At 67.9% G+C, this 18,429-nt stretch carries 17 protein-coding genes; 3 read left to right on the top strand and 14 right to left on the bottom strand.

The annotated features are described in order from the left end of the window. Nucleotides 1–38: 38 nt before the first annotated feature. A complete protein-coding gene (locus CAL15_RS07605; RefSeq protein ID WP_086078020.1) occupies nt 39–458 on the bottom strand; it encodes an NfeD family protein in 420 nt (139 codons plus the stop codon). A 172-nt stretch (nt 459–630) separates the two neighbouring features. On the opposite strand from CAL15_RS07605, the gene CAL15_RS07610 reads away from it, so the two are divergent. After that, a complete protein-coding gene (locus tag CAL15_RS07610) occupies nt 631–1,368 on the top strand; it encodes a glutamine amidotransferase (protein WP_086080988.1) in 738 nt (245 codons plus the stop codon). Nucleotides 1,369–1,449: 81 nt separating this feature from the next. On the opposite strand, the gene CAL15_RS07615 is transcribed toward CAL15_RS07610, so the two are convergent. The 3 genes from CAL15_RS07615 to CAL15_RS07625 form a co-directional block, all read right to left on the bottom strand. Continuing rightward, nucleotides 1,450–2,031 (bottom strand): amino acid synthesis family protein, encoded by a 582-nt coding sequence (locus tag CAL15_RS07615; RefSeq protein WP_086078021.1) that lies wholly within the window; start codon nt 2,029–2,031, stop codon nt 1,450–1,452. 35 nt (nt 2,032–2,066) lie between these two features. Next, a complete protein-coding gene (locus CAL15_RS07620; protein ID WP_086078022.1) occupies nt 2,067–3,017 on the bottom strand; it encodes a Bug family tripartite tricarboxylate transporter substrate binding protein in 951 nt (316 codons plus the stop codon). Between the two features lie 111 nt (nt 3,018–3,128). Continuing rightward, a complete protein-coding gene (locus CAL15_RS07625; RefSeq protein ID WP_086078023.1) occupies nt 3,129–4,043 on the bottom strand; it encodes an NAD(P)-dependent oxidoreductase in 915 nt (304 codons plus the stop codon). A gap of 147 nt (nt 4,044–4,190) precedes the next feature. Here CAL15_RS07625 and CAL15_RS07630 point away from each other — a divergent pair, with 147 nt between their 5' ends. Next, the gene (locus CAL15_RS07630; RefSeq protein WP_198299172.1) at nt 4,191–5,081 is read left to right on the top strand and encodes a LysR family transcriptional regulator; all 891 of its coding nucleotides are present in this window, start codon (nt 4,191–4,193) and stop codon (nt 5,079–5,081) included. Between the two features lie 193 nt (nt 5,082–5,274). Here CAL15_RS07630 and ppsA read toward each other — a convergent pair whose 3' ends face one another. Beyond that, nucleotides 5,275–7,641: a phosphoenolpyruvate synthase gene (gene ppsA / locus CAL15_RS07635; protein ID WP_086078025.1), complete on the bottom strand. Its 2,367-nt coding sequence runs from the start codon at nt 7,639–7,641 to the stop codon at nt 5,275–5,277. Between the two features lie 160 nt (nt 7,642–7,801). Between ppsA and ppsR the strand changes: the two genes are divergently transcribed. Then, nucleotides 7,802–8,626: a posphoenolpyruvate synthetase regulatory kinase/phosphorylase PpsR gene (ppsR, locus tag CAL15_RS07640; RefSeq protein WP_086078026.1), complete on the top strand. Its 825-nt coding sequence runs from the start codon at nt 7,802–7,804 to the stop codon at nt 8,624–8,626. 84 nt (nt 8,627–8,710) lie between these two features. Here the strand turns inward: ppsR and CAL15_RS07645 are convergent, their stop codons facing one another. The 9 genes from CAL15_RS07645 to rseP form a co-directional block, all read right to left on the bottom strand. Then, complete coding sequence (locus tag CAL15_RS07645) at nt 8,711–9,493, bottom strand: TrmH family RNA methyltransferase (RefSeq protein WP_086078027.1); 783 nt, start codon at nt 9,491–9,493, stop codon at nt 8,711–8,713. After that, the gene (rnhB, locus tag CAL15_RS07650) at nt 9,481–10,098 is read right to left on the bottom strand and encodes a ribonuclease HII (RefSeq protein WP_086078028.1); all 618 of its coding nucleotides are present in this window, start codon (nt 10,096–10,098) and stop codon (nt 9,481–9,483) included. Before rnhB ends, CAL15_RS07645 begins: the two co-directional genes overlap by 13 nt. Continuing rightward, nucleotides 10,085–11,320: a lipid-A-disaccharide synthase gene (lpxB, locus tag CAL15_RS07655; RefSeq protein WP_086078029.1), complete on the bottom strand. Its 1,236-nt coding sequence runs from the start codon at nt 11,318–11,320 to the stop codon at nt 10,085–10,087. The genes rnhB and lpxB overlap by 14 nt, the downstream gene beginning before the upstream one ends. Continuing rightward, the gene (lpxA, locus tag CAL15_RS07660; protein WP_086078030.1) at nt 11,317–12,111 is read right to left on the bottom strand and encodes an acyl-ACP--UDP-N-acetylglucosamine O-acyltransferase; all 795 of its coding nucleotides are present in this window, start codon (nt 12,109–12,111) and stop codon (nt 11,317–11,319) included. Before lpxA ends, lpxB begins: the two co-directional genes overlap by 4 nt. After that, complete coding sequence (fabZ, locus tag CAL15_RS07665) at nt 12,112–12,567, bottom strand: 3-hydroxyacyl-ACP dehydratase FabZ (protein WP_086078031.1); 456 nt, start codon at nt 12,565–12,567, stop codon at nt 12,112–12,114. 82 nt (nt 12,568–12,649) lie between these two features. Beyond that, nucleotides 12,650–13,753: a UDP-3-O-(3-hydroxymyristoyl)glucosamine N-acyltransferase gene (gene lpxD, locus CAL15_RS07670; protein WP_086078032.1), complete on the bottom strand. Its 1,104-nt coding sequence runs from the start codon at nt 13,751–13,753 to the stop codon at nt 12,650–12,652. 9 nt (nt 13,754–13,762) lie between these two features. After that, on the bottom strand, nt 13,763–14,317 hold the full coding sequence (locus CAL15_RS07675) for an OmpH family outer membrane protein (RefSeq protein WP_086078033.1): 555 nt from the start codon (nt 14,315–14,317) through the stop codon (nt 13,763–13,765). 118 nt (nt 14,318–14,435) lie between these two features. Next, nucleotides 14,436–16,853, bottom strand: a complete 2,418-nt coding sequence (bamA, locus tag CAL15_RS07680) for an outer membrane protein assembly factor BamA (RefSeq protein ID WP_198299173.1) — start codon at nt 16,851–16,853, stop codon at nt 14,436–14,438. Between the two features lie 166 nt (nt 16,854–17,019). After that, a complete protein-coding gene (rseP, locus tag CAL15_RS07685) occupies nt 17,020–18,351 on the bottom strand; it encodes an RIP metalloprotease RseP (protein ID WP_086078035.1) in 1,332 nt (443 codons plus the stop codon). Nucleotides 18,352–18,429 lie beyond the last annotated feature (78 nt).

Below are 18,429 nucleotides of genomic sequence, written 5' to 3' on the forward strand. Positions count from 1 at the left end.
TAAGCCGGCGGCGCCGGACAGGCGTGCGGCCGCGCCGATCAGCGCTTGCGCGCCAGCACCAGCCGGGTGCCGCGCATTTCGGCGATCACATAGGGACCCGGTGCGGCCGTTTCCCCCGCGGCCAGCTCGGCCTGCCAATGCGCGCCGCGATACCACACGCGCGCCGTGCCGGACGACGACCATTCCTCGACCTGCACGGCCTGGCCGATGTCGAGGTTGACGTCGGCATTGCGCGCGGCGTCGACCTCGCGCTTCTTCAGTATGCCCGTGCCGCGCAGCACGGCCAGCCCCACCAGCGCGACCGCGCCGCAGGCCACCAACTGCCACTGCACCGCCATGCCGAGGGCGGCCGCGATGCCGCCACCCGCCAGGCCCAGCGCCACCAGCAACAGATAGAACGTGCCGGTCATGACTTCACCGATGAGCGCAAGCGCTGCCAGTCCGAACCAAATCCACATCGCCAGTGCTCCGCGCGGGTGAAAACACAGCGGATTGTACGGATTTCCCGGGGATCACGCCGTGACGCGACCGTCCGAGGCGCCGCGGCGGCGAGCGCGCGGGCGCATGCATTATCATCGGCGCGATCGTGCCACGCCCTGTCCTCCAGTCTTTCCCGACCGCCGCATCGCCATGAACCAGCCGCCGTCCGCGTCCCTGCCCGTCCTCATCCTGCACACCGGCGATCCCGACGAATCGCTGCGGGCGAGCCATGGCGGCTATGGAGAACAACTGCGCGTGGCGGCGGGCCTCGCGCCCGAGCAGAGTCAGATCGTCGCGGTGTTCCGCGGCGAACGGCCGCTGGCGCCGCCGCGGTATCGGGCCGCGCTGATCACGGGTTCGCCCGCCATGGTCACCGACCGCGAGCCTTGGAGCGAAGACACCGCGCAGTGGCTGCGCGACGCGCGGGCCGAGGGGCTGCCCGTGTTCGGCATCTGCTACGGCCATCAGTTGCTCGCCCATGCGCTGGGCGGTCAGGTGGGCGACAACCCCGCCGGCCGCGAAGTCGGCACCCAGGCCATCACGCTGACGCCGGCCGGGCGGGAAGATGCCCTGCTGCAAGGGCTGCCCGACACCTTTCCCGCGCAGACGGTGCATCTGCAGACCGTGCTGTCGCTGCCTGCGGGCGCGCGGGTGCTGGCGCGCTCCGACAAGGACGCGCACCAGATGGTCGCGTGGGGCCCGGCCTGCTACAGCACGCAATTCCATCCCGAGTTCGGGGCGGACTTCATCAGCGACATGGTCGCGCTGTATGCCGAACCCTACGCCCGCGAACACATCGACGCCGCGGCGCTGCGCCAGGCCGTGCGCCCCACGCCTGAGTCCGGCTCGTTGGTGCGGCGCTTCCTGCGAGCCTGCGCGGCGGGCTGAGCCTCGCGTCTGCGCGGCGGCTCGCTCCGCCTGTCAGGCGACCGTGGCCGCAAGGGCGGCCGGGCCCCTTCATGAACCCGCTCAGCGCTGCCCGTCGTTCACGCTGACGGCTTCCTTCAGCAGGCCGCCCAGCCGCGAGTGCACCCGGCCGCCGTCGCCCATCACCAGCGCGAACAGGATCTCGTCCGGGCGCGGCGCGTCCTGGATGCCGATCTCGATGCTGTTGAAGTGGCTGCGCACGTACGAGGCGTGGACGTAGTGCACGGGCACCATCACGCGATACCCTGCGCTGGCCACGGCCTTCACCGCCGGCACCATGGCCTTGGGCTCGCCCAGCACCGAGCGCATGGCCCAGCCGCCCGCTTCGTGCCACACGGCGCCGTGCTCCATCTCGCCGTTGATGCCGACGATGGCGGCCTTGCTGTAGACCTCGACGCGATCCTTGCCGCCGATCACCTCGACCAGTTCCTCGGCCAGGCTGCGCCCCAGCGTACGCAACTCGGCCATGAAAGGCATCAGGTCGGGTTCGTAGCGGCCCGCGTAGGGGTTGCGGATCACCGCGCAGGCGGCCGCCAGCTTCAGCGGGCGGTCCGGCGCGGGGCCGTTCTCGTGGTAGGTGGTCTCGACGATCAGGTGGCGTTTGCGGATGGCGATCAGGCTCATCGTGATGGCTCCGGGTTATCGGGTCGGAAATGGGATCATTGGGGCGGGATGCCGGCTTGCTTGACTATGCTGGCCCACTTGTCGACTTCTTCGTTGACGAAGCGGCCGAATTCCTGCGGCGATTGTTTCTTCACGGTCAGGCCCTGGCCTTCGTAGCGCTTGACCAGCTGAGGGTCTTCCAGCGCGGCGTTCAAAGCCTTGGCCAGCCGCTGCTGTACATCGGCGGGCAGGCCCGCGGGCGCCATCAGGCCGAACCAAACGGTCAGGTCGAAGCCGGGCGCGCCGCTTTCAGCCAACGTGGGCAGATCGGCCGCCAGCGCGAAGCGCTCGCCCGTGCTGACGCCATAGGCCTTCACTCGGCCGGCCCGGGCCTGCTGCAGGCCGTTGGCGAAGTCGGTGAAGGTCAGGTCGACGATGCCACCCATGACGTCGGTCAGCGCCTGGGGGCCACCCCGGTATGACACCGGCGTCACCTTCATCCTGCCCATGTCCGCCAGCTTGGCGGCGAACACCTGCGCGCTGCCGGACCCGTACGCGAAGGTCAGCGAGTCGGGATGCTGGCGGCCGTACTCGAACAGCTCGCCCACGGTCTTGCCCGGGGCGTCGAGCGCTCCCACCAGCAGGTACGGCGTCTCGGCGACCGCGCCGATCGGCGCCAGGTCGCGGCGCGGGTCGTACGGCAGTTGCTTGAACAGGCTGACGTTGCTGGCCGCGGTGGTCACGCCCACCACCACGACGGTGTAGCCGTCGGGCGCGCTCTTGGTGGCATCCTGCGTGCCGATGATGCCGTTGGCGCCGGCCTTGTTCTCCACGACGACGGGCTGGCCCAGGTCGCGCGCCATCGATTCGGCCAGGCTGCGCGCCACCACGTCGGTGATGCTGCCGGGCGGGAACGGCACCATCATGCGCACGGGGCGGTCGGGATAGGCGGCTGACGCCAGCAAGGGCGCCGCGGCCAGGCAAAGGGCGGCCAGGATCTGCTTCATGAGTCGTCTCCTCGGTTTGGAATGCGGCGTTTCTGCGAACGCGCGGGTGTGGCCATGCGCCGCGCCCGGGAGGGCGCGGTCGCGTACGGCAATTCAGAAAATGAACGGATGCTAGGCGTTGCGGCCCGCGAGCGCGCCGTCGCGAACCAGGCGAAAGATCTCGGTGTTGTCGGCGCCCGCGGGCAGCGTTTCGCGCGCCTCGCGCCAGCGCCGCGCGCACAGCGACAGCTGCGGCGCGTTCACGCCGGCATGGGCCTGCAGGCCGCTGGCGGTGTCCAGGTCCTTGCTCATCAGGCCCAGCGCGAAGCCGCCTGCATAGGTCTCGGGGATGATGAACTGCGCCAGCTTGGTCTCGCTGGCCACGTTGCGGCCGCTGGAGGCGTTGAGCACCTCCGTCAGGACCTGCGGATCCAGCGACATGCGTTGCGCGATGGCCAGGGCCTCGCACACGGCCATCAGGCCGGCGGCGTACACGTAGTTGTTCAGGGCCTTGATGGCATGCGCCGAGCCCACCGCGCCGGTGGCGATCAGCGTGGCGCCCATCGTCTCCAGCAGCGGACGCACGCGCGCCACGTCGGCCGCCTCCCCGCCCGCCATGATGGCCAGCGTGCCGTTGCGCGCCTTGACCACCGCGCCGGAGACCGGGGCATCCACCAGCCGCAGGCCGCGTGCTGCGCAGGCCTGGGCCAGGTTCTGGGTATCGGGGGGATTGGACGATCCCATGTCGATCAGCACGGCGCCGGGCGCGAGCACGTCGATCAGCCCCTTGGCGCCCTCCCCGCCCAGCATGACGGCGTTGGTGATCCTGCTGTTGGGCAGCATGGTGATCACGGCCTCGCAGTCCGCCATGTCGACGATGGCCGCGCGCCGCAGGGTGCGGCCCCAGGCGGGATGCGTCTTCAGGGTCTCGAACGGGGCGTCGTCGGCATCGCACGCCAGGATGGTGGCGGACAGCCGCGAGGCCAGGTTCTCCAGCATGGGCAGGCCCATCATGCCCAGGCCGACGAAACCGATGGTTTGCAAGATGCAGTCTCCTTATGCATACGGGGCGATTTCCGTTTGCCCCTTCCCCGCAATCCTACGGAAACACCTGTTTTTCGTCTTATGCTTATGTTTTTCCGGGATATAAGAAATCATTATCGGAGTCGCCCGTTGCGCTTCAACCTGAGGCACATGGAAGCCTTTCGCGCCGTCATGCTCACCGGCTCGATGAACGGGGCGGCCAAGCTGCTGTTCGTGTCGCAGCCCGCCATCAGCCGGCTCATCGCGCATGCCGAGCAAAGCCTGTCGCTGAAACTCTTCTACCGCGACCGCGGCAAGCTGACGCCCACGGCCGAGGCCGAGCTTCTGTTCCGCGAAGTGGCCCCGCTGTTCGAGGACGCGCTGCGCGTCGACGAGTTCGCGCGCGACCTGGCCTCGCGCCACGAGGGCGCGATGACGCTGTGTTCCAGCCCATCCCTGGCGCTGGACCTCGTGCCGCCCGTGATCGCGCGCTACTGCGAGGCTTACCCCGACGTGCGCATCAAATACCACACCACCCTGCTGGCCGACATGCCGCACGAGCTGCTGGCCCGCAAGGCCGAACTGGCCGTGTCGGTGCTGCCCATCGACCATCCCAATCTGGTGGTGGAGCCCTTTCTTACCGGCCGCATGGTGTGCATCCTGCCGGCGGGCCATGCGCTGGCGGCACAGCCCGACGTCGGCCTGGCCGAACTGGCCCGCCATCCCATGGTGCTGTACAACCGCGGCATTCCGTTCGGCCAGCTGATGGCGGCCGCCTTGCAGAAGGCCGGCGTGGAATGGCGGCCACGCATCGAGATCCCGCGCGCCGAGCAGGCCTGCGCGCTGGTGCGCGCAGGCGCAGGCGTGGCGGTGGTGGACGAGTTCTCGGTGGGCGGCTCGCGCTGGCCAGGCATCGTGGCCCGTCCGCTGCGCGAAGCCATTCCTCTGACGCTCAGCCTGGCTCGCTCGCGCTTCGACCGGCCCGGTGCGCACGTGCAGCGCTTCGTGCGCCTGCTGAAGCAGTCGGTGGCGGAATCGGGGCGCGCGCCGTCCGGAAGTTGAGGCGCGTCGGCCCGCCTGCAGGCAGAATCGCACGCGCTCACACGGCTCGCAGGACGGCCGATGCGTGGCCGTGCCCGGGCGCGTTCCCGAGCACATTCCTCACGACCAAAAGAAAACCCCGCTGTAACCGGCGGGGTCCTGGATGGCGGGCCATGCGGCCGGCGGCGTACCGCCGCCTGCCCCGATCGACCGCTTACTTCGCCGCCAGCTTCTGCCAGGTATCGACCACGGTGTCCGGGTTGAGCGACATGGACAGGATGCCCTCGTCCTTCAGCCACTGCGCGAAGTCGGGATGGTCGCTGGGGCCCTGGCCGCAGATGCCCACGTACTTGCCGGCCTTCAGGCACGCCTGGATGGCACGCTGCAGCATGAACTTGACCGCCTCGTCGCGCTCGTCGAAGTCGGCGGCCAGCAGCTCCATGCCCGAGTCGCGGTCCAGGCCCAGGGTCAGCTGGGTCATGTCGTTCGATCCGATCGAGAAGCCGTCGAAGTATTCGAGGAACTGCTCGGCCAGGATGGCGTTGGAAGGCACCTCGCACATCATGATCAGCTTCAGGCCGTTCTCGCCGCGCTTCAGGCCGTGGGCGGCCAGCAGGTCGACCACCTTGGCGGCCTGGCCCAGCGTGCGCACGAAGGGCACCATGATCTCGACGTTGGTCAGGCCCATTTCGTCGCGCACCTTCTTCAGCGCCTCGCACTCCATGCGGAAGCACTCGTCGAAGTCGGCGGCGATATAGCGCGACGCGCCGCGGAAGCCCAGCATGGGGTTCTCTTCCTCGGGCTCGTAGCGCGAGCCGCCCACCAGCTTGCGGTACTCGTTCGACTTGAAGTCGGACAGGCGCACGATGACGGGCTTGGGCCAGAACGCCGCGCCGATGGTGGCGATGCCCTCGGCCAGCTTCTCGACGAAGAAGGCACGCGGGCTGGCGTAGCCGCGCGCGGCCGATTCGACGGCCTTCTTCAGCTCGCTGTCGACGTTCGGGTAGTCCAGCACCGCCTTGGGGTGGATGCCGATGTTGTTGTTGATGATGAACTCGAGACGCGCCAGGCCCACGCCGCCGTTGGGAATCTGCGCGAAGTCGAAGGCCAGCTGCGGGTTGCCGACGTTCATCATGATCTTCAGGTCCAGCGGCGGCATCTCGCCGCGGCGCACTTCCTCGACCTCGGTCTCGATCAGGCCGTCGTAGATGCGGCCTTCGTCGCCCTCGGCGCAGGACACGGTGACGGCCTGGCCTTCCTTCAACACGTCGGTGGCTTCGCCGCAGCCGACCACGGCCGGGATGCCCAGTTCACGCGCGATGATGGCCGCGTGGCAGGTGCGGCCGCCGCGGTTGGTGACGATGGCCGAGGCGCGCTTCATCACCGGCTCCCAGTTGGGGTCGGTCATGTCGGTGACCAGCACGTCGCCAGGCTGAACCTTGTCCATCTCGGACACGTCTGCCACGATGCGCACCGGACCCGAGCCGATCTTCTGGCCGATGGCGCGTCCGGTGACCAGCACCGTGCCCGTGGCCTTCAGGCGATAGCGCTGCTGCACGTCGGCGTTGGTCTGCTGCGACTTCACCGTCTCGGGACGCGCCTGGAGGATGTAGATCTTGCCGTCCACGCCGTCGCGGCCCCATTCGATGTCCATGGGGCGCTTGTAGTGCTGCTCGATGATGACCGCGTAGCGCGCCAGCTCGGCCACTTCGTCGTCCGTCAGCGAGTAGCGATTGCGCTCGGACACCGGCACGTCGACGGTGCGCACGGCACGGCCCTCGGTGCGCTCGGGGTCGAACTCCATCTTGATCAGCTTGGAGCCGATGCGGCGGCTGACGATGGAGTAGTCGCCCTTTTCAAGCGCGGGCTTGAACACGTAGAACTCGTCGGGATTCACGGCGCCCTGCACCACGGTCTCGCCCAAGCCGTACGACGAGGTGATGAACACCACGTCCTTGAAGCCCGATTCGGTGTCGATGGTGAACATCACGCCGGCGCTGCCCTTGTCCGAGCGCACCATGCGCTGCACGCCGGCCGACAGGGCCACCTCGGCATGCGCGTAGCCTTTGTGCACGCGATACGAGATGGCGCGGTCGTTGTACAGCGACGCGAACACGTGGCGGATCTTGTCCAGCACGTCCTCGATGCCGACGACGTTGAGGAAGGTTTCCTGCTGGCCGGCGAACGAGGCGTCGGGCAGGTCTTCGGCGGTGGCCGACGAGCGCACGGCGAACGAGCCCTTGCCGTCGGCATCCAGGCCGGCGAAGGCGTCGCGGATCTGCTTTTCGAATTCGGGCGAGAACGGGGCGTCGACGATCCACTGGCGGATCTCGGCGCCGGCCAGGGCCAGTTCGCGTACGTCTTCGGGATTGAGCGTGGACAGTCGCTCGGCGATGCGCCGGTCGAGCCCGGACGCCTTGAGGAAGTCGCGGAAGGCCTGCGCGGTGGTGGCGAAGCCGCCCGGCACGCGGACGCCCGCGCCGGCCAGCTGGCTGATCATTTCACCGAGAGATGCGTTCTTGCCTCCTACCGAGTCCACATCCGTCATGCGGAGCTGCTCGAACGAAACGACGTACGACATTGAAGTCACCTTTTACAATGGAGAGAAAGCGAGTTTGGTCAGGACAGAAAAACCCTGCGCTGACCAAACCGGCCTCGGATGCCCTTGGGGTGACTTATAGGGGGCAGATTGTACCCTTACGCGGCTCTCAACTCCCCGACATGGTTGGATTTTTTTACACATGAATGACACGTCCCCACTTCGCACCGTCTACATCGTTTCGGACAGCACCGGCATCACCGCCGAGACCTTCAGCAACTCCGTGCTGGCGCAGTTCGACCAGGTGCGCTTCCGCTCCGTGCGCGTGCCGTTCATAGACACGCTGGCCAAAGCCGAAGACGTCGCCCAGCGCATCGACCAGAACGCGCAGGAAACCGGCGTGCCGCCCATCGTGTTCAGCACGCTGGTCAATCCCGACATCCTGTCGCGCGTGCGCCAGGCCAACGGCATCTTCCTCGACCTGTTCGGCACCTTCGTCAGCCACATCGAGCAGGCGCTGGGATTGAAGTCGAGCCATTCCATCGGGCGTTCGCACATGGCGGCCGACTCCGAGCGCTACACGCAGCGCATCGACGCCATCAACTTCAGCCTGGCGCACGACGACGGCCAGTTCATCCGCCAGCTGGACCAGGCCGACGTCATCCTGGTGGGCGTCTCGCGCTGCGGCAAGACCCCCACCAGCCTGTACCTGGCCATGCAGTACGCGGTGAAGGCGGCGAATTATCCGTTGACGCCCGACGACTTCGAGCGCGGCGTCCTGCCCGCCACCATCGCGCCCTATCGCGAGAAGCTGTTCGGCCTGTCCATCCAGCCCGAGCGCCTGTCCAAGGTGCGCAACGAGCGTCGGCCCAACAGCAAGTATGCCGAGCTCGAACAATGCCGCTACGAAGTGGCCGAAGCCGAGCGCATGATGCGCCGCGAGGGCATCTCGTGGCTGTCCACCACCACCAAGTCGATCGAAGAGATCGCCACGACGGTGCTGCAAGAGGTGCGGCTGAACCGCTGAAAGCAGCGCGCTGCGCCGGCGGCGGCGATCGAAGGGTCGCGCCTCGGCGCAAGCGGCGCCGGAGGCGGCCGGCGGCTTGCGGTGCTAGCCTTTGCCGCGCAGCCGGCGCCGCTGCTCGAACAGGCAGATCGCGGCCGCCACGCCCACGTTCAGCGACTCCACGGCGCGGGCATCGTGGTCGATGCGTACCCGCAGCGCAGCGGCGTCCAGCAGTTCGCCGGCCACGCCTTGTCCTTCATGTCCGAACACCCACGCACAGCGCGGCGGCAGCTCGGCGTCGTACAGGTCTTGCGAACCGTCCAGCGCGGTGGCCACCAGCGGTACGTCGAGCCGGGCCAGCAGGCCGGCCAGGTCGACGTGCTCGTGGATCTGCAGCGCGAAATGCGCGCCTTGGCCGCTGCGCAGCACCTTGGGCGACCAGGCGGCCGCCGTGCCCGTGGCCATCAGCACGCGCCGCACGCCTGCGGCCGCGCAGGTGCGCAGCAGCGTGCCTACGTTACCTGGGTCCTGGATGCGATCCAGCAGTACGCAGGTCTCGTCCAGCCGGTCGGGCAGCGTCGGCTCGGGCGGACGCACGGCGAACACCACGCCCTGCCCGCTTTCGACATTGGCGATGTCGCGCATCGCGCGGGTGTCCAGCGCGATGCAGACCGATTCGGGCAATCGCCCGGCCAGCGTGCGCAATTCGGGGCGCTCCAGGCGTTCGGCATCGAACACCGCCTGCTGCGGAGCGCCGTAGTGGTCCAGCCAGGCCTGGCACAGGTGCACGCCGTCCAGCAGCACGGGCTCGCCGCGCCGGCCGTGGCCCGTAGCGACCTTGCGCAGGGCCTTGACGACGGGGTTGTCGCGCGAGGTCAGGTGACGCATGGTTCGGCACCGAAGTCCCGGATGGGCGCGAAGCTGCGCCGGTGTTCGGGACACGGTCCGTAGCGGCGCAGCACGTCCAGGTGCTGCGGTGTGCCGTAGCCCTTGTGGCGATCGAAACCGTACTGCGGATACAGGCTGTGCAGCCGCAGCAGATCGGCATCGCGCGCGGTCTTGGCCAGTATGGAGGCCGCCGAGATGGCGGGCACCGTGGCATCGCCCTTGATGACGGTCTGCACCGCGCAGGACAGGTGCGGCGCCTGGTTGCCGTCCACCATCGCCAGTTGCGGCGCCATGGCCAGGCCCTGTACCGCCCGCTGCATGGCCAGCAGCGTGGCGCGCAGGATGTTCAGCGTATCGATTTCCTGCACCGTGGCGAAGGCCACGCTCCAGGCCAGCGCGCAGCGCTTGATCTGTTCGGCCAGTTCTTCGCGGCGTTCGGCCAGCAGTACCTTGGAATCCGCCAGGCCGTCCACCAGGCAATCGGGATCCAGGATGACCGCGGCCGCATACACGGCCCCGGCCAACGGGCCACGGCCGGCCTCGTCCACGCCGCAGATGACGGCGGGCAGCGGGGCGAGTTCGCCGAACAGGTCAGGTTGCGCCATGCGCCACCTCGAGTATGGCTTGCGCGGCCAGGGCCGGCGTGTCGCGCAGCAGGTCCTGGTGCAGCGCCGTGAAGCGGGCCTCGATGCGGGCCGCCTGGGCGTCGTCGGTAAGCGCGGCCCAGGTGGCTGCCTCGAGCGCCTGCGGCGTGGCGTCGTCCTGCAGCAGTTCCGGCACCGCGAAATCGCGCAGCAGCACGTTGGGCAGCCCCACCCAGGGCAGATACGGACGCTGCTGCCCCGACTTCCACGCCATGATACGGCGCATCCACGGCGACAGCACGTAAGAGATGACCATCGGCCGCTTGTACAGCGCGGTTTCCAGGGTGGCCGTGCCGCTGGTGACCAGCACGGCGTTGGCCGCCTCCATCGCCGACCACGCGATGGGCTGGCCGGCCTGCCCGTTGGATTGGGGTTCGGCCATGATGCAGCGCAGCCCGGGCACCGGATGGCGGGCCAGCAGGGCCTCGAATTCGGCGCGCCGTTGTTCGTTCACCATGGGCACGATGCATTGCAGCGCGGGATCGCGGCGCAGCAGCCCCTGCGCGGCCTGCAGGAAGCGCGGCCCCATCAGCCGGATCTCGGAGCCGCGGCTGCCCGGCAGAATGGCCAGCACGCGCGCCTGCGGGTCGATTCCCAGGCGGCGGCGGGCCGCCTCGCGGTCGGGCTGCATGGGGATCGCGCCCGCCAGCGGATGGCCCACGTAGGTAACGGGCACGCGTTCCTTGCGGTAGATCTCTTCCTCGAACGGGAACAGCACCAGCATGTGCGATACCGATTCGCGGATCTTGTTGATGCGCTCATAGCGCCAGGCCCAGATGGACGGGCCGACGAAGTGCACGGTGGGGGTGCCAGCCTCGCGCAGGCGGTGTTCCAGGCGCAGGTTGAAATCGGGCGCGTCGATGCCCACGAACACAGCCGGCGGCTGCGCCAGCCAGCGCTCGCGCACGTCGCGATAGGTCGCCAGCAGACCCGGCAGGCGCTTGAGGGCGTCGACGTAGCCGAAGACCGTCAGCGCATGCATGGGATGCCACGTGGCCAGGCCCTGCTCATGCATGTGCGGACCGCCGATGCCCTGGAACGCGGCGCCCGGCTCGCGCTGGCGCAGGCCCGCGATGATGCGTCCGGCCAACAGGTCGCCGGACGGCTCGCCCGCCACCATGCCGATGACGGGGCTGCCGCCTCGCGAGGATTCGCCCGGTGGGCGCGCCGCCGCCCGGCTCATGGCCGGATCAGTCCCCGCGTCGACGCGTCGATGAAGTCGAGCATGACCTGCAGGTGCGGGGCGACTTCGGGTTCGGCCTGCTGGCGGGCGCGCAGTTCGGCGCAGGCCTGGTCGAGCGTGAGGCCGCGGCGGTAGATGGCCTTGTAGGCGTCGCGCAGCGCCGAGATCGTCGCGGCGCTGAAATTACGGCGCTTCAGGCCCTCGACATTGATGCCCACCGGGCGGCACGGATTGCCCGCGCCCAGCACGTAGGGCGGCGTATCCTGCATCAGCGAGCTGTTGCCGCCCGTCATGCTGTGCGCACCGATCTTGCAGAACTGGTGCACGCCGGTCAGGCCGCCCACGATGGCCCAATCGCCCACGTGGACGTGGCCGCCCAATTGCACGGAATTGGCCAGGATGGTGTTGCTGCCGATATGGCAGTCGTGCGCCACGTGCACGTAGGCCATGATCCAGTTGTCATTGCCCATCGTCGTCACGCCACCGTCCTGCACCGTGCCGGTGTTGAACGTCGTGAACTCGCGCACCGTGTTGCGGTCGCCGATGACCAGCCGGGTCGGCTCGCCGCTGTACTTCTTGTCCTGCGGCATGCCGCCGATGGAACAGAACCGGTAGAAGCGGTTGTCGCGGCCGATCGTCGTCACCCCATCGATCACGCAGTGCGGCCCGATCTCGGTGCCCGCGCCGATGGTGACGTTCGGCCCCACCACGCTGTACGGGCCGATGCGCGCCGATGCGTCGACCTGCGCGGCAGGGTCGACGATGGCCGTGGGATGGATGTTTCCGGACATTTAGTCTTCCAGGCTGCGGATCGCGCACATCAGCTTGGCTTCGGCGACCAATTGGCCGTCGACCAGCGCGCGCCCCTGATATTTGCAGATGCTGCGGCTCAGACGCTCGGCTTCGACTTCCAGGCGCAGCTGGTCGCCCGGCACGACCGGACGGCGGAAGCGGGCGCCGTCCACGCCCACCAGGTAGTAGGCGGTCTTGGCGCCGTCGCACTTCAGGCCGCCCTCTTCGTCCGAGAACGAGAACAGCGCCGAGGCCTGCGCCATGGCCTCGATGATGAGGACGCCGGGCATGACGGGATGGTGCGGAAAGTGGCCGGTGAAGAACGGTTCGTTGATCGACACGTTCTTGATCGCGACTATGGATTTGCCCGGCACCATCTCCAGCACCCGGTCGATCAGCAGCATCGGATAGCGATGCGGCAACCGGTTCATAATCCCCATGATGTCGAGTTCCATGTCTTTCTCTTTCCTGCTTGGTCGATGATGGTGGCGGCGCATGCGCGACCGTTCCCGCGTAGCGTCTTCGCGGTCCGGCCGGCTACGCCGACGAATCTTTTTCCAGGGCCCGTATCCGCTGGCGCAGCTGAGCCAGCTGGGAAACGACCGCAGCGTTGCGCTGCCATTGGCCGTGTTCGGCGTAAGGATACACGCCCGTATATTGGCCCGGCTTGGAGATGTTGGACGTAACAGCCGTGCCGCCCGAGATGTGCACGTCGTCGGCCAGCGTGAGATGGCCCGACAGCATCGATGCGCCGCCGATGGTGCAGCGCTGGCCGATGACCGTGGAACCCGCCACGCCGACGCACGCCGCCACGGCGGTATGCGCACCGATGCGCACGTTGTGCGCGATCATGATCTGGTTGTCCAGCTTGACGCCGTCGCCCAGCGTGGTGTCGTCGATGGCGCCGCGATCTATGGTGGTGTTGGCGCCGATCTCGACGTCGTCGCCCACCAGGACGCCGCCCAGCTGCGAGATCTTGGTCCAGGCGCCCTTGCCCAGCGACGGATCGGGCGCGAAACCGAACCCGTCCGCGCCCAGCACGGCGCCGCTGTGGATGATGGCCCGCGCGCCCACGCGCACGCCGTGGTATAGCGTGACGCGCGCGTGCAGCCGGCAGTCCGGCCCCAGTTGCGATCCGCGTCCGATGACGCAGCCCGGCCCCAGGACGGTGCCGCGCCCGATACGCGCGCCGGATTCGACCACGCAGTGCGGCCCTACCCTGACGCCGGGCTCGAGCTCGGCGTCATCGGCCACCACGGCGGTGGCATGCACGCCGGGGGGCTCGGCGGGCCGGCTGGCGGCCTCGAACCATTGCGCCAGGCGCGCGTACAGCAGATAGGGATGGGCGCACACGACCCGCACGAACGGTGCGGGGGGCTGCAGGGCATCCAGCGCCTGGGCGGCCTCGGGCGGCACGATGACCGCCGCGGCTCGAGTGCCCGACAATTGCGCCTGGTAGCGCTTGTTGGAGAGGAAGCTTACTTCCTCGGGACCGGCGCCCGACAGGGTGCCGATGCCGCGAATGCGGGGAAGACTATCCCCGGAATGGCCTTCCAGCCGCCAGTCCAGGCCCCGGGTATCGGCGCCGGCCAGCAGTACATCGAGGGTCGGCGCATGGGCGAGGTCCAGCAGAACCGGCATGGCTCGTGATCAGCGCAGGCTCTGGATCACCTTGTCGGTGATGTCGATGCGGGGATTGACCGTGACGGCGTCCTGGACGATCAGGTCGTAGTTCTCCTGCTCGGCGATGCGCTTGATGGCGTCATTGGCCTTGGTGACGATGGTGGAGAACTCTTCGTTGCGGCGGCGGTTGAAGTCTTCCTGGAACTCGCGGCGCTTGCGCTGCAGGTCCATGTCGAGGTTCGACAGTTCGCGCTGGCGCGACACGCGGTCGGAGTCCGACAGCACGGGAGAGTCCTTGTCGAACTTCTCGGCCTGCGCGCGCAGGTTGGAGCTCATGCGCTGCAGTTCGTCGTCGCGACGCTTGAACTCGGATTCGATCTTGCTTTGGGCGGCCTTGGCGGGACCCGATTCGCGCAGGATGCGCTCCGTGTTCACGAAGCCGATCTTGGTGCCTTGGGCCTGGGCCTGGGCGGCGCCAGCGGCCACGGGACCCAGCAGCAGCGCACCCGCCAGGGCCAGCGTCATGCCCAGTTTGCCACCGCGAACGGTACCCAGGGTGTTGAGTGCAAAATCAGACATCATGAAAATCTCACCTTCGAATGAGGTAAAGCAATGCGGACAAGGCAATATTGTGCCATTAAACAACAGGAGCGCCCGGCGAGCGCCGTTTTTCCCTTGTTTTCATGCGTAACCAGTGCTCTTAGAACCCCGTGCCGATCTGGAACTGGAAGCTCTGCTTGTCGTCACCCGGCTTGGCATTGAGCGGACGGGCATAGGACAGCTGCAGCGGGCCCAGCGGCGATTGCCACGACAGGCCCACGCCGGCCGAGTAGCGCCAGCCGCACGGATCATCGACGGAATCGCCGGGTTCGCCGCCCGAGCAGCCCAGGCCGCTGCCCGCGGACACCTGGCCGGCGTCGGCGAACAGGAACCACCGCAGCGTGCGATCGCGCGCCGCGCCCGGGAACGGCAGGTACAGCTGCACGTTGCCGACGATACGGCGCGAACCGCCCAGGTAGTCGCCCGTCTCGGGATCGCGCGGACCCAGCGAGGCGCCGTCGTAGCCGCGCACCGTGCCGATGCCGCCCGCGTAGACGTTCTTGATGACCGGGTAGTCGAGCCCGCCGTAGCTGCGGCCATAGTCGACCATGCCGTTGAACGCCAGCGTGTACGAGCGGCCCAGCGGCAGGTAGTACTGCTGCTGCGCGGTCAGCATGTAGTACTTCAGGTCCACCGTGCCGAAGTCGCCCTTCAGGCGCGTATACGAGCCGCGGGTGGGCGCCAGCGAGCTGTCGCGCGTGTCCTTGGACCAGCCCGCGTTGAAGATCACCGAATTGGTCTGGTCACCGTACTGATCGACGAAGTTCTTGTAGGCCAGCGGCGAATTGCGGTACAGGCCGATCTCGTTGCGTTCCAGGTTGGCGCCCAGGAACACGCGGTCGAATTCCGAGATGGGCACGCCGAAGTTCATGCCCAGGCCCATGGACTTGACGCGATAGTCGCCGTCGTTGTTGTCCCAGGGCTCGGTGGTGCGGTAGTAGATCGACGTGGTGCGGCTGATGCCGTCCTTCGTGAAGTACGGGTCGGTGTGCGACAGCACCGCGGCGCGGTTGATCGAGCTGGTATTCACCTGCAGGGTCAGGTTGGTGCCGCTTCCGAACACGTTGTCTTCGCTGATGCCGGCCGACAGGATGGCCTTCTCGGTCGAGCCGTAGCCGACGCCCAGGTTGATCATGCCGGTGGGCTTTTCCTTCACGTCGACGTTCACGTCGACCTGGTCGGGCGAGCCCGGCACGGGATCGGTCTTGACGTTGACTTCGTTGAAGTACCCGAGGCGATCGACGCGGTCGCGCGAGATGCGGATGTCGCCCGCGTCGTACCACGCCGCTTCCTGCTGGCGCATCTCGCGGCGGATGACCTCGTCGCGGGTGCGCGTGTTGCCGCCCACCTGGATGCGGCGCACGTACACGCGGCGGCTGGGGTCGACGTAGAACGTGACGTCGGCCTCGTGCTTGGCGCGATCGAGCTGCGGATTGGGGTTGACGTTGGCGAAGGCGTAGCCCAGGTCGCCCAGGTAGTCGGTGATGGCCTTGGCCGAGGCGTTGGCCTGCGCGGCCGAGAAGACCTCGCCCGGCTTGACCTGCACCAGGTTGTTGATTTCCTTGTCCAGGCCCAGCAGGTTGCCGGCCAGCTTCACGTCGCGCACCTTGTAGGGCTCGCCCTCGTGCACCGTGATCGTGATGAAGATGTCCTTGCGATCGGGCGAAATGGTGACCTGCGGCGGCTCGACCGAGAACTCGAGGTAGCCCTGGTCTAGGTAGAAAGAACGCAGCCGCTCGACGTCGCCCTCGAGCTTTTCGCGCGAATACTTGTCGGTGTTGGTGTACCAGGTCAGCCAGCCCGGCGTGGTCAGGTCGAACTGGTCCAGCAGCTCGCTTTCGGAGAACGCCTTGTTGCCCACCACGCGGATCTCGCGGATGCTGGCCACCTCGCCTTCGAACACGTCGAAGCTGACGCCGACGCGATTGCGCGGCAGGGGCGTGACGGTGGAGGTGACCTCGACGCCGTACTTGCCCTTGGCCAGGTACTGTTCCTTCAGTTCGTACTCGGCGCGCTCGAGCATCGACTGGTCGAAGATGCGGCCCTCGCCGAAACCGACCTGGTTCAGCGACGTGACGATGGCCTTGGAGTCGAATTCGCGCATGCCCGAGAACGTGATGGACGCGATCGTGGGCCGTTCTTGCACGGCGATGACCACCACGTTGTTGTCGGTGCGGATCTGCACGTCGCTGAAGAAGCCCGTGCTGTACAGGCGGCGCACGGCCTCGGTGGCCTCGCTCTCGGAGAACTGCTCGCCCACCTTGACCGGCAGATAGCCGAACACGGTGCCCGCATCGATGCGCTGGATGCCTTCGACACGGATGTCGCGCACCACGAACGGATCGAACGCATGGGCAATTGCCGGCACGAGCAGCGCGGCGGCGAACACACTCGGCGCAAGCGCCCTTCTTACCGGCCCGAGGCCGCCCGCCGTGAAGCTCCGCGTCGTGAAGGCCTGCGCGGTAAAGCCCCGTTTTGTCCAGCCCCGTTCAAACTGAAACATCCGGCGAAAAGACATCCTTGCGTATCCTTGGTCTAGCAAATGGGGCCTCACCCGGCGCCGCTGGCTTGCCGCGCCCGCCGGTAAACACCTGATTCATCCGAACCGTGGGTGTCTACCTGCACCGGCGCTTCTGCCTTTGGGCGGCCCGGCGGCAAAGCCGTGGATTTTATTCGATTCGTGCCTAGGTGAACAGGCGCGCGAAATCGTTGAACAGCGCCAGGCCCATCAGGCAGGCAAGCAGGCCGATGCCAGCTCGCTGCCCGAGGTCCACCCACCGATCTGAAAGGGGACGGCCTCGCACGATTTCGACGAGATAGTACAGCAGATGCCCCCCGTCCAGCATGGGGATGGGCAACAGGTTCAGGACGCCGAGGCTGATGCTGATGAGCGCCATGTAGGCAATGTATGCGGCCAGACCGATGCGGGCGGTCTGCCCGGCATAGTCGGCGATGGTGACGGGGCCGCTGACGTTGCGCCACGAGACCTCGCCCAGCACCATGCGGCCCATCATGCGCAGCGATAGCCACGCGGTGTCCCAGGTGCGCTCTGCGCCGCGCCACACGCTTTCGAGCACGCCATAGCGCACCGTGACCATGGGCAAGTCGCCGCCCAGCTGCACGCCGATGCGTCCGATGGTGCGGCCTTCGACCGTCTCGGCCTGCGGAACCAATGACAAGGCCAGCGGCGCGCCGTCGCGCACCACGGACAGGACCAACGGCTGGCTGGCATGCGCCTGGATGGCCTGCACGAGTTCGCCCGCGTCCGGATCGCGCAGCTCGCCCGCCGCCACGATGCGGTCGCCGGCCTTCAGGCCGGCCGCCTCGCCCACGCCGCCCGCGATGACCTCGCGCACGACCGGCTTGGGCCGCGCCAGCCGCAGCCCGGTATTGGCCAGCGGGTCGCCGTCGGCCGGGTCCATCGTGCCGGACGGCACGGCCAGCGTGCGCTGCTGCGGGGCGCCGGCGGTCGTATCGACGTCAATCACCGCCTTGCCGCCGGACGACAGCATGTCCAGCAAGTGCCACCGCGTGTCGTTCCAGGACTCCACCTTGTTGCCATCGACCGCGAGGATGCGGTCGCCCGCCTGGAAGCCGGCCTGCTCGGCGGCGCTGCCCGCCACCGGCCTGGCCACGATGGGCGCGGGCTCTTCGACGCCGACCACGTTCAGGCAGGCATAGAGAAAGACCGCGAGCGCCAGGTTGAACAGCGGCCCGGCCGCCACGATGGCGAACCGCCGACCGACCGGCTGGGCGTTGAACGAGCGGGCCACCTCGGCGGCGGGAGCGCCCGCCGGTGCGTCGTCCTGCATCTTGACGTAGCCGCCCAGCGGAATGGCGGAGATCGCCCATTCGGTGCCGTTGCGGTCGACCCGGCGCAGCAGCACCTTGCCGAAGCCCACCGAGAAGCGCAGCACGCGCACGCCGCACAGGCGGGCGACCCAGTAATGGCCGAGCTCGTGGAAAGTGATGAGAACGCCCAGCGCGACGGCGAAGGCGAGCAGCGTGAAGAGCATGGATGGGTAATCCGAAGTAATGTCCGAGAGGGCTGACCGTCAGGCCGGGCCCGGGTTCCCTTCGACGCGGCCTGCGGG

This window comes from Bordetella genomosp. 13, assembly GCF_002119665.1.
Taxonomy (GTDB): Bacteria; Pseudomonadota; Gammaproteobacteria; order Burkholderiales; family Burkholderiaceae_B; genus Bordetella.

Excerpts from the sequence above, each read along its gene's own strand:
- CAL15_RS07605 (WP_086078020.1), bottom strand. The coding sequence starts at position 458 with ATGTGGATTTGGTTCGGACTGGCAGCGCTTGCGCTCATCGGTGAAGTC.
- CAL15_RS07610 (WP_086080988.1), top strand. The coding sequence starts at position 631 with ATGAACCAGCCGCCGTCCGCGTCCCTGCCCGTCCTCATCCTGCACACC.
- CAL15_RS07615 (WP_086078021.1), bottom strand. The coding sequence starts at position 2,031 with ATGAGCCTGATCGCCATCCGCAAACGCCACCTGATCGTCGAGACCACC.
- CAL15_RS07620 (WP_086078022.1), bottom strand. The coding sequence starts at position 3,017 with ATGAAGCAGATCCTGGCCGCCCTTTGCCTGGCCGCGGCGCCCTTGCTG.
- CAL15_RS07630 (WP_198299172.1), top strand. The coding sequence starts at position 4,191 with ATGGAAGCCTTTCGCGCCGTCATGCTCACCGGCTCGATGAACGGGGCG.
- ppsA (WP_086078025.1), bottom strand. The coding sequence starts at position 7,641 with ATGTCGTACGTCGTTTCGTTCGAGCAGCTCCGCATGACGGATGTGGAC.
- ppsR (WP_086078026.1), top strand. The coding sequence starts at position 7,802 with ATGAATGACACGTCCCCACTTCGCACCGTCTACATCGTTTCGGACAGC.
- CAL15_RS07645 (WP_086078027.1), bottom strand. The coding sequence starts at position 9,493 with ATGCGTCACCTGACCTCGCGCGACAACCCCGTCGTCAAGGCCCTGCGC.
- rnhB (WP_086078028.1), bottom strand. The coding sequence starts at position 10,098 with ATGGCGCAACCTGACCTGTTCGGCGAACTCGCCCCGCTGCCCGCCGTC.
- lpxB (WP_086078029.1), bottom strand. The coding sequence starts at position 11,320 with ATGAGCCGGGCGGCGGCGCGCCCACCGGGCGAATCCTCGCGAGGCGGC.
- lpxA (WP_086078030.1), bottom strand. The coding sequence starts at position 12,111 with ATGTCCGGAAACATCCATCCCACGGCCATCGTCGACCCTGCCGCGCAG.
- fabZ (WP_086078031.1), bottom strand. The coding sequence starts at position 12,567 with ATGGAACTCGACATCATGGGGATTATGAACCGGTTGCCGCATCGCTAT.
- lpxD (WP_086078032.1), bottom strand. The coding sequence starts at position 13,753 with ATGCCGGTTCTGCTGGACCTCGCCCATGCGCCGACCCTCGATGTACTG.
- CAL15_RS07675 (WP_086078033.1), bottom strand. The coding sequence starts at position 14,317 with ATGATGTCTGATTTTGCACTCAACACCCTGGGTACCGTTCGCGGTGGC.
- bamA (WP_198299173.1), bottom strand. The coding sequence starts at position 16,853 with ATGTCTTTTCGCCGGATGTTTCAGTTTGAACGGGGCTGGACAAAACGG.
- rseP (WP_086078035.1), bottom strand. The coding sequence starts at position 18,351 with ATGCTCTTCACGCTGCTCGCCTTCGCCGTCGCGCTGGGCGTTCTCATC.